Source organism: Streptomyces sp. SID9727, assembly GCF_010550605.1.
Lineage (GTDB): Bacteria > Actinomycetota > Actinomycetes > Streptomycetales > Streptomycetaceae > Streptomyces.
Genome location: NZ_JAAGNI010000033.1, coordinates 1 through 7,933 on the forward strand (window position 1 = coordinate 1; position 7,933 = coordinate 7,933).

The 7,933-nt window shown below is 72.5% G+C and carries 7 protein-coding genes; 6 read left to right on the forward strand and 1 reads right to left on the reverse strand.

Annotated elements, in window-relative coordinates; all coding sequences use genetic code 11:
- The 3 genes from G3I41_RS36625 to G3I41_RS01835 form a co-directional block, all read left to right on the forward strand.
- On the forward strand, positions 1 to 146 hold a 146-nt coding region (locus G3I41_RS36625), incomplete at its 5' end, for an ATP-binding protein (protein ID WP_164398536.1).
- Positions 143 to 817: a response regulator gene (locus tag G3I41_RS01830; protein WP_164398537.1), complete on the forward strand. Its 675-nt coding sequence runs from the start codon at positions 143 to 145 to the stop codon at positions 815 to 817. The genes G3I41_RS36625 and G3I41_RS01830, both read left to right, overlap by 4 nt.
- A 197-nt stretch (positions 818 to 1,014) precedes the next feature.
- Complete coding sequence (locus tag G3I41_RS01835; RefSeq protein WP_164398538.1) at positions 1,015 to 1,644, forward strand: helix-turn-helix transcriptional regulator; 630 nt, start codon at positions 1,015 to 1,017, stop codon at positions 1,642 to 1,644.
- A 128-nt stretch (positions 1,645 to 1,772) separates the two neighbouring features.
- On the opposite strand, the gene G3I41_RS01840 is transcribed toward G3I41_RS01835, so the two are convergent.
- Positions 1,773 to 2,798, reverse strand: a complete 1,026-nt coding sequence (locus G3I41_RS01840) for an ATP-dependent 6-phosphofructokinase (protein ID WP_164398539.1) — start codon at positions 2,796 to 2,798, stop codon at positions 1,773 to 1,775.
- Between the two features lie 265 nt (positions 2,799 to 3,063).
- Here G3I41_RS01840 and pta point away from each other — a divergent pair, with 265 nt between their 5' ends.
- The 3 genes from pta (at position 3,064) to pyk (ending at position 7,888) form a co-directional block, all read left to right on the forward strand.
- On the forward strand, positions 3,064 to 5,136 hold the full coding sequence (gene pta, locus G3I41_RS01845) for a phosphate acetyltransferase (protein ID WP_164398540.1): 2,073 nt from the start codon (positions 3,064 to 3,066) through the stop codon (positions 5,134 to 5,136).
- Between the two features lie 5 nt (positions 5,137 to 5,141).
- Positions 5,142 to 6,383 carry an acetate kinase gene (locus G3I41_RS01850; RefSeq protein WP_164398541.1) on the forward strand — a complete coding sequence of 414 codons (1,242 nt, stop codon included), beginning with the start codon at positions 5,142 to 5,144 and terminating at the stop codon, positions 6,381 to 6,383.
- A gap of 74 nt (positions 6,384 to 6,457) precedes the next feature.
- Positions 6,458 to 7,888 carry a pyruvate kinase gene (pyk, locus tag G3I41_RS01855; RefSeq protein ID WP_164398542.1) on the forward strand — a complete coding sequence of 477 codons (1,431 nt, stop codon included), beginning with the start codon at positions 6,458 to 6,460 and terminating at the stop codon, positions 7,886 to 7,888.
- Positions 7,889 to 7,933: the final 45 nt, after the last annotated feature.

The window sequence follows — 7,933 nt, forward strand, 5'->3', positions numbered from 1 at the left end:
CGCACGGCGCGGGGCGCGGCCTCGGCCTGGCCCTGGTCCGCCAGGCCGCGCACCGGAGCGGCGGGACGGTGGCGCTGGAGCGGGGCGCCGACGGGGGCGCGGAGTTCACCGTGCGGCTGCCGCTGACAGCGGGGGCGCGGGCATGATCCGGGTCCTGGTCGTGGAGGACGACCCCGTGGCGGCCGACGCCCATCAGCTGTACGTGGGCCGGGTGCCGGGCTTCGCCGTGGCCGCCGTGGCGCACTCGCGCGCCGAGGCCGTACGGGCGCTGGAGCGCACCCCGGTCGATCTGCTGCTCCTCGACCTCTACCTGCCCGACGGGCACGGGCTCCAGCTGCTGCGCTCGCTGCGGGCGGCCGGGCACTCGGCGGACGTGATCGCGGTGACGTCCGCCCGCGACCTGGGCGTGGTCCGGGAGGGCGTCTCGCTGGGTGTCGTGCAGTACGTCCTGAAACCGTTCACCTTCGCCACGCTGCGGGACCGGCTCGTGCGGTACGCGGAGTTCCGGGCGGCGGCCGGTGAGGCGAGCGGGCAGGACGAGGTGGACCGGGCGCTCGCCGCGCTGCGCGCCCCGGAGCCGGCCCGGCTGCCCAAGGGGCTGAGCGCGCCGACCCTCGAAGCCGTCACCGGGGCGCTGCGGGCGGCCCCGGACGGGCTCAGCGCCTCGACGGCGGGCCTGGAGCTGGGGATCTCGCGCATCACCGCGCGCCGCTATCTGGAGCACCTGGTGACGGTGGGGCGGGCGGTGCGCAGTCCGCAGTACGGGCAGGTGGGGCGGCCCGAGCTGCACTACCGGTGGCGGCCGGAGGGACGCTGAGCCGGGGCGGCCGGAGGGGCACTGAAGGGGCGACCGGTCCCGCCGTGCGGCTTTTGTACCTAGGACCTTCCTCTGAGGTGTGTTCTCGGGCGAACACACCGTAGTCAGCGGAGCCCCCGCCTCCTTACGGTGTCCCCGTGCACCCCTCTCCGCCTTTCAACGCTCCCGCCGCGCGAAGACTCCGCGAGGCCCTGGGTATGGCTCCCGGCCACGTCGCCTACGGCCTCGGCGCTCAGTACGGACTGCGGATCACCGCCGAGACGGTGGCCGCCTGGGAGCGCGGGCTCGCGTTCCCCTCGGAGTACGAACTCACCGCACTGGCCGGGGTGCTGTGGTGCGCCCCGGGCGAGCTGCTGACGGCCGCGCGCAGTCTGCGCGAACACCGGGTCTCCCGGGAGCTGTCGCCGGACGAGCTGGCCGCCCGGGTGGGGATGGCCACCTCCGCGTATCTGCGGATGGAGGAGTCGGGGCGGTGGCGGGGCAACGAGCGCCAGTCCGCCGCGCTGAGCGAGGCGCTGGGCCTGACGCCCGCGGACTTCGTGACCGCGACCGGACGCGAGGAGGAGCTGGCGGGCCTGCTGCGCAGCGCGGTGACGACGCGGTGGCAGGCGTACACCCGGCCGGTGGGCAAGCTGGTGCCGGTGGACCGGCACCGCCTCCAGGAGGTCCTGGAGCGGCTGCACGGCGACTACCAGGCGCTGATGGTCTCCACGCTGAGCTGGAGCAGCGCGGGCACGGACCGGCCGGGCAACACCGGCGAGGAGGGCCGGGCCTTCCTCACCGGGATCGTGCCGCGGTTCTGGGAGACGGCCGGCCCTTCGGCGTGACGGGAGGGGGCCCTGGGCGTGAAGACCGCGGCCTCAGGCACAACGGGAGGGGGCCCCGGGCGTGAAGACCGCGGCCCTCCGGCGTAGCGGGGCTCGCCTGAAGACCGCGGCCCTCCCGCGCGACGGGCTCAGAAGACCGACTCGGCCTCGTGCATCCGGTCCAGCGGGACCGTCTTGAGCTGGGTGATCGCCTCGGCGAGCGGGACCATCACGATGTCGTTGCCGCGCAGCGCGGTCATCCGGCCGAAGTCGCCGCGGTGGGCCGCCTCCACGGCGTGCCAGCCGAAGCGGGTGGCGAGGACGCGGTCGTACGCGGTCGGCGTGCCACCGCGCTGGACGTGGCCGAGGATGACCGGGCGGGCCTCCTTGCCGAGCCGCTTCTCCAGCTCGACGGCCAGGCGGTTGCCGATGCCCTGGAACCGCTCGTGTCCGAACTGGTCGATCTCGCCCTTGGCGTACGGCATGGAGCCCTCGGCCGGGTGCGCGCCCTCGGCGACGCAGATGACGGCGAACTTCTTGCCGCGCGCGAAGCGCTCCTCGACCATCTTGACCAGGTCGTCCACCTCGAACTTGCGCTCGGGGAGGCAGATGCCGTGCGCGCCGCCGGCCATGCCGGACTCCAGCGCGATCCAGCCCGCGTGGCGGCCCATCACCTCGACCACCATCACGCGCTGGTGGGACTCGGCGGTGGTCTTCAGACGGTCTATGGCCTCGGTCGCGACGCCCACGGCGGTGTCGAAGCCGAACGTGCGGTCGGTGGAGGAGATGTCGTTGTCGATGGTCTTCGGGACGCCGACGACGGGCATTCCGGCGTCCGCGAGCATCCGGGCGGCGGTGAGCGTGCCCTCGCCGCCGATCGGGATCAGCGCGTCCATGCCGTAACGGCGGCTCAGCTCGGCGCAGTTCTCGGCGGCCTCGCGCAGCCGGGCGCGCTCCAGGCGGGCCGAGCCGAGGATGGTGCCGCCGCGGGCGAGGATGCCGCTGACCGCGTTCAGGTCGAGGGGCCTGAAGTGGCCGTCGAGCAGGCCCTTGAAGCCGTCCTCGAAGCCGATGACCTCGTCGCCGTGGCCGACGACGGCCCGGTGCACGACCGAACGGATCACTGCGTTCAGGCCGGGGCAGTCGCCGCCTGCGGTGAGAACTCCGATGCGCATCCTGTTCCGTCTCCTGCTCGCTGGGCCCGTCCGTTTTGGCATCCGGAACGGGGGCTTCTACCGCTTCCCCCGTACCGTGAGTCACGACGAGTGTCCCACGCCGGGCGCGCGGCTCGCGCTCCCGGCTGCTCGGGGGCGGCCTGGTGACGCCCCCGCGGGGCAGTTGTCCGGCGGGCGGCCCCTGCGCCCCCACGGGTATCGTCAAACGGGCGATTACCACTCGAACCGGGCACCATACCGGACCAGAGACGACGGGAGAGCACGCGTGACGCGCAGCGTGTACGTGACCGGGATCGACCGGGGGGACGGCCGCCAGGTCGTGGACCTGGGCGTCATGGAGCTGCTGACCCGCCAGGTGGACCGGGTCGGGGTCTTCCGCCCCCTGGTCCACGACGATCCCGACCGGCTGTTCGAACTGCTGCGGGCCCGCTACCGGCTCTCCCAGGACCCGGGCACGGTCTACGGGATGGACTACCACGAGGCGTCCGCGATCCAGGCCGAGCAGGGCACCGACGAACTCGTCTCCCGGCTGGTCGAGCGCTTCCACCGGGTCGCCGTCGACTACGAGGTGGTGCTCGTCCTCGGCACCGACTTCGCCGCGACCCAGCTCCCCGACGAACTGGCGCTGAACGCGCGGCTGGCCAACGAGTTCGGCGCCTCGGTGATCGCGGTCGTCGGCGGCGAGGACCAGAACGCGGAGTCGGTGCGCGCCGAGACCCGCAACGCGTACCGGGCCTACTCGGGGCTCGGCTGCGACGTGCTCGCCATGATCGTGAACCGGGTGGCCCCCGCCGACCGGGACGTCGTCGCGGAACGCCTCACCGCGACCCTGCCGGTCCCCTGCTCGGTGCTGCCGGACGAGCCGGCCCTCGCGGCGCCGACGGTCGCCCAGATCACCGCGGCCCTGGGCGGCACGGTGCTGCTCGGCGACGACTCGGGGCTCGCCCGGGACGCGCTGGACTTCGTCTTCGGCGGTGCGATGCTGCCGAACCTGCTGAAGGCGCTGACCCCGGGGTGCATGGTGGTGACACCCGGGGACCGGGCGGACCTGGTGATCGGCTCGCTCGCCGCGCACAGCGCCGGGACGCCGCCGATCGCCGGGGTGCTGCTGACCCTGGACGAGCGGCCGGGCGAGGAGATCCTCACGCTGGCCGCGCGGCTCGCACCGGGCACCCCGGTCGTCTCGGTGGCCGGCGGCTCCTTCCCCACCGCCGCGGAGCTCTTCGCCCTGGAGGGCAGGCTCAACGCGGCGACCCCGCGCAAGGCGGAGACCGCGCTCGGCCTCTTCGAGCGCCACGTCGACACCGCCGCCCTCCTCGACCGGGTCTCCGTCGCCCGCAGCGGCCGGGTCACGCCGATGATGTTCGAGCACGAGCTGCTGGAGCAGGCGCGCGCGGACCGGCGCCGGGTGGTGCTGCCGGAGGGCACCGAGGAGCGCGTGCTGCGCGCGGCGGACGTGCTGATGCGCCGGGACGTCTGCGACCTCACGCTGCTCGGCGACCCGGACACCATCCGCAAGAAGGCGGCCGACCTCGGCATCGACCTGGCCGAGACCCAGCTCATCGACCCGCAGACCTCGGAGCTGCGCCAGTCGTTCGCCGAGCGGTACGCACAGCTGCGGGCGCACCGCGGGGTGACGGTCGAGCTGGCGTACGACGTGGTCTCGGACGTCAACTACTTCGGCACCCTGATGGTTCAGGAAGGGCTGGCCGACGGGATGGTCTCCGGGGCGGTGCACTCCACGGCGGCGACGATCCGGCCGGCCTTCGAGATCATCAAGACCAAGCCCGACGCGTCGATCGTCTCCTCGGTCTTCTTCATGTGCCTCGCCGACAGGGTGCTGGTGTACGGCGACTGCGCGGTCAACCCTGACCCGGACGCCGAGCAGCTCGCGGACATCGCGGTGCAGTCCGCCGCCACGGCCGCCCGCTTCGGCGTCGACCCCCGGATCGCGATGCTGTCGTACTCCACCGGGACCTCGGGCACCGGCGCCGACGTCGACAAGGTGCGCGAGGCGACGGACCGGGTGCGCGGGAGCCGCCCGGACCTGAGGATCGAGGGGCCCATCCAGTACGACGCGGCGGTCGAGCCGAGCGTGGCCGCGACCAAGCTGCCGGGCTCCGAGGTGGCCGGGCAGGCCACGGTCCTGATCTTCCCGGACCTCAACACCGGCAACAACACGTACAAGGCCGTGCAGCGCTCGGCGGGCGCGGTGGCGGTCGGCCCGGTCCTCCAGGGGCTGCGCAAGCCGGTCAACGACCTGTCCCGGGGCGCGCTGGTGCAGGACATCGTGAATACCGTGGCGATCACGGCGATCCAGGCCCAGGGCGAGGAGTGACCCGCATGACCACCCCCCACACCGAAGACGCGACGGCGGCCGGGAAGCCGAGCCGGGTGCTCGTGCTCAACTCCGGCTCGTCCTCCGTGAAGTACCAGCTGCTCGACATGGACGACCGCTCCCGGCTGGCGTCCGGGCTCGTCGAGCGGATCGGCGAGGAGACGTCCCGGCTCGTCCACACCCCGCTGGCCGGGGGCGGCGAGCCCCGCGAGCGCGAGGGCCGGATCGCCGACCACGACGAGGCGCTGAGGGCGGCGGCCGAGGAGCTGGCGGCCGACGGGCTCGGCCTGGACTCCCCCGGTCTCGCGGCGATCGGGCACCGGGTGGTGCACGGCGGACTGCGGTTCACCGAGCCGACCGTGATCACCGACGACGTGCTCAAGGAGATCGAGCGCCTGGTCCCCGTGGCCCCGCTGCACAACCCGGCCAACATCACGGGCATCCGCACCGCCCAGGCGCTGCGCCCGGACCTGCCGCAGGTGGCGGTGTTCGACACGGCGTTCCACACGACGATGCCGGAGTACGCGGCGCGGTACGCGATCGACGTGGAGACGGCCGACGCCCACCGCATCCGCCGCTACGGCTTCCACGGCACCTCGCACGCGTACGTCTCCCGCAAGGCGGCCCAGCTGCTGGGCAAGGAGCCGGAGGACGTCAACGTCATCGTGCTGCACCTGGGCAACGGGGCGTCCGCCTCGGCGGTCGCGGGCGGGCGGTGCGTGGAGACGTCGATGGGGCTGACCCCCTTGGAGGGGCTGGTGATGGGTACCCGCTCCGGTGACATCGATCCGGCCGTCACCTTCCATCTGAAGCGGGTGGCGGGGATGTCGGCGGACGAGATCGACGTCCTGCTCAACAAGAAGAGCGGCCTGGTGGGGCTGTGCGGCGACAACGACATGCGGGAGATCCGGCGCCGGGTGGACGAGGGCGACGAGCGTGCGGCGCTCGCCTTCGACATCTACGTCCACCGGCTGAAGAAGTACATCGGCGCCTATGCGGCGGTCCTCGGCCGGGTGGACGCCGTGGTGTTCACGGCGGGGGTCGGCGAGAACTCCGCCCCGGTGCGGGAGGCTGCGATCGCCGGTCTGGAGGAGCTGGGCCTCGCGGTGGACGCGGATCTCAACGCCGTACGGTCCGGCGTACCGCGGCTGATCTCGCCGGATTACGCACGGGTCGCGGTCGCCGTGGTGCCGACCGACGAGGAGCTGGAGATCGCCACCCAGACCTTCGCACTGGTCGACAACTGAGCGGGCCCCCGCCCTTTTGTATCTTCCACCAGCCGGAATATTCCGCAGCGAAACAAACCGATAGGATCCGCCTCATGCGCCGTTCCAAAATCGTCTGCACCCTCGGCCCCGCCGTCGACTCCCACGAGCAGCTCGTCGCTCTGATCGAGGCCGGCATGAGCGTGGCCCGTTTCAACTTCAGTCACGGCTCCCACGCGGAACACCAGGGTCGTTACGACCGGGTCCGCAAGGCCGCCGCCGAGACCGGGCGGGCGGTCGGCGTGCTCGCCGACCTCCAGGGCCCGAAGATCCGCCTGGCGAAGTTCGCCGAGGGTCCGGTCGAGCTGGTCCGCGGGGACGAGTTCGTCATCACCGCCGAGGACGTCCCCGGGGACAAGTCGATCTGCGGCACGACCTACAAGGGCCTGCCCGGTGACGTCGCCAAGGGCGACCCGATCCTGATCAACGACGGCAACGTCGAGCTCAAGGTCGTCTCCGTGGAGGGCCCCCGGGTCCACACCATCGTCATCGAGGGCGGGGTGATCTCGGACCACAAGGGGATCAACCTGCCGGGTGCCGCGGTCAACGTCCCGGCCCTGTCCGAGAAGGACGTCGAGGACCTGCGCTTCGCGCTGCGGATGGGCTGCGACCTGGTCGCGCTCTCCTTCGTCCGCGACGCCAACGACATCAAGGACGTCCACAAGGTGATGGACGAGGAGGGCCGCCGGGTCCCCGTCATCGCCAAGGTGGAGAAGCCGCAGGCCGTCGAGCACATGGAGGGCATCGTCATGGCGTTCGACGGTGTGATGGTCGCCCGTGGCGACCTCGCCGTCGAATATCCGCTGGAGAAGGTCCCGATGGTGCAGAAGCGCCTGGTGGAGCTGTGCCGGCGCAACGCCAAGCCGGTGGTCGTGGCGACCCAGATGATGGAGTCGATGATCACCAACTCCCGTCCGACCCGCGCCGAGGCGTCCGACGTCGCCAACGCGATCCTGGACGGCGCGGACGCGGTCATGCTCTCCGCGGAGTCCTCGGTCGGCGCGTACCCGATCGAGACGGTCAAGACCATGTCGAAGATCGTCGTCGCCGCCGAGGAGGAGCTGCTCTCCAAGGGCCTCCAGCCGCTGGTGCCGGGCAAGAAGCCCCGCACCCAGGGCGGTTCGGTGGCCCGCGCGGCCTGCGAGATCGCGGACTTCCTGGGCGGTGAGGCACTGGTCGCCTTCACCAAGTCCGGTGACACCGCCCGCCGTCTGTCCCGCTATCGCGCCGCCCAGCCGATCCTGGCCTTCACCACGGACGAGTCCACCCGCAACCAGCTGGCCCTCAGCTGGGGCGTCGAGGCCCATGTCGTCCCGCACGTGGACACCACGGACGCGATGGTCGACCTGGTCGACTCGGAGCTGCTGAAGCTCGGCCGCTACAACGAGGGCGACACGATGGTCATCACGGCCGGCTCGCCCCCCGGCGTCCCCGGCACCACCAACATGGTCCGCGTCCACCACGTGGGCGGCCAGGACCAGGGCTGACCGCGACCGCTCCGCACGACGGCGACGGGCCGCACCCCCAGGGGT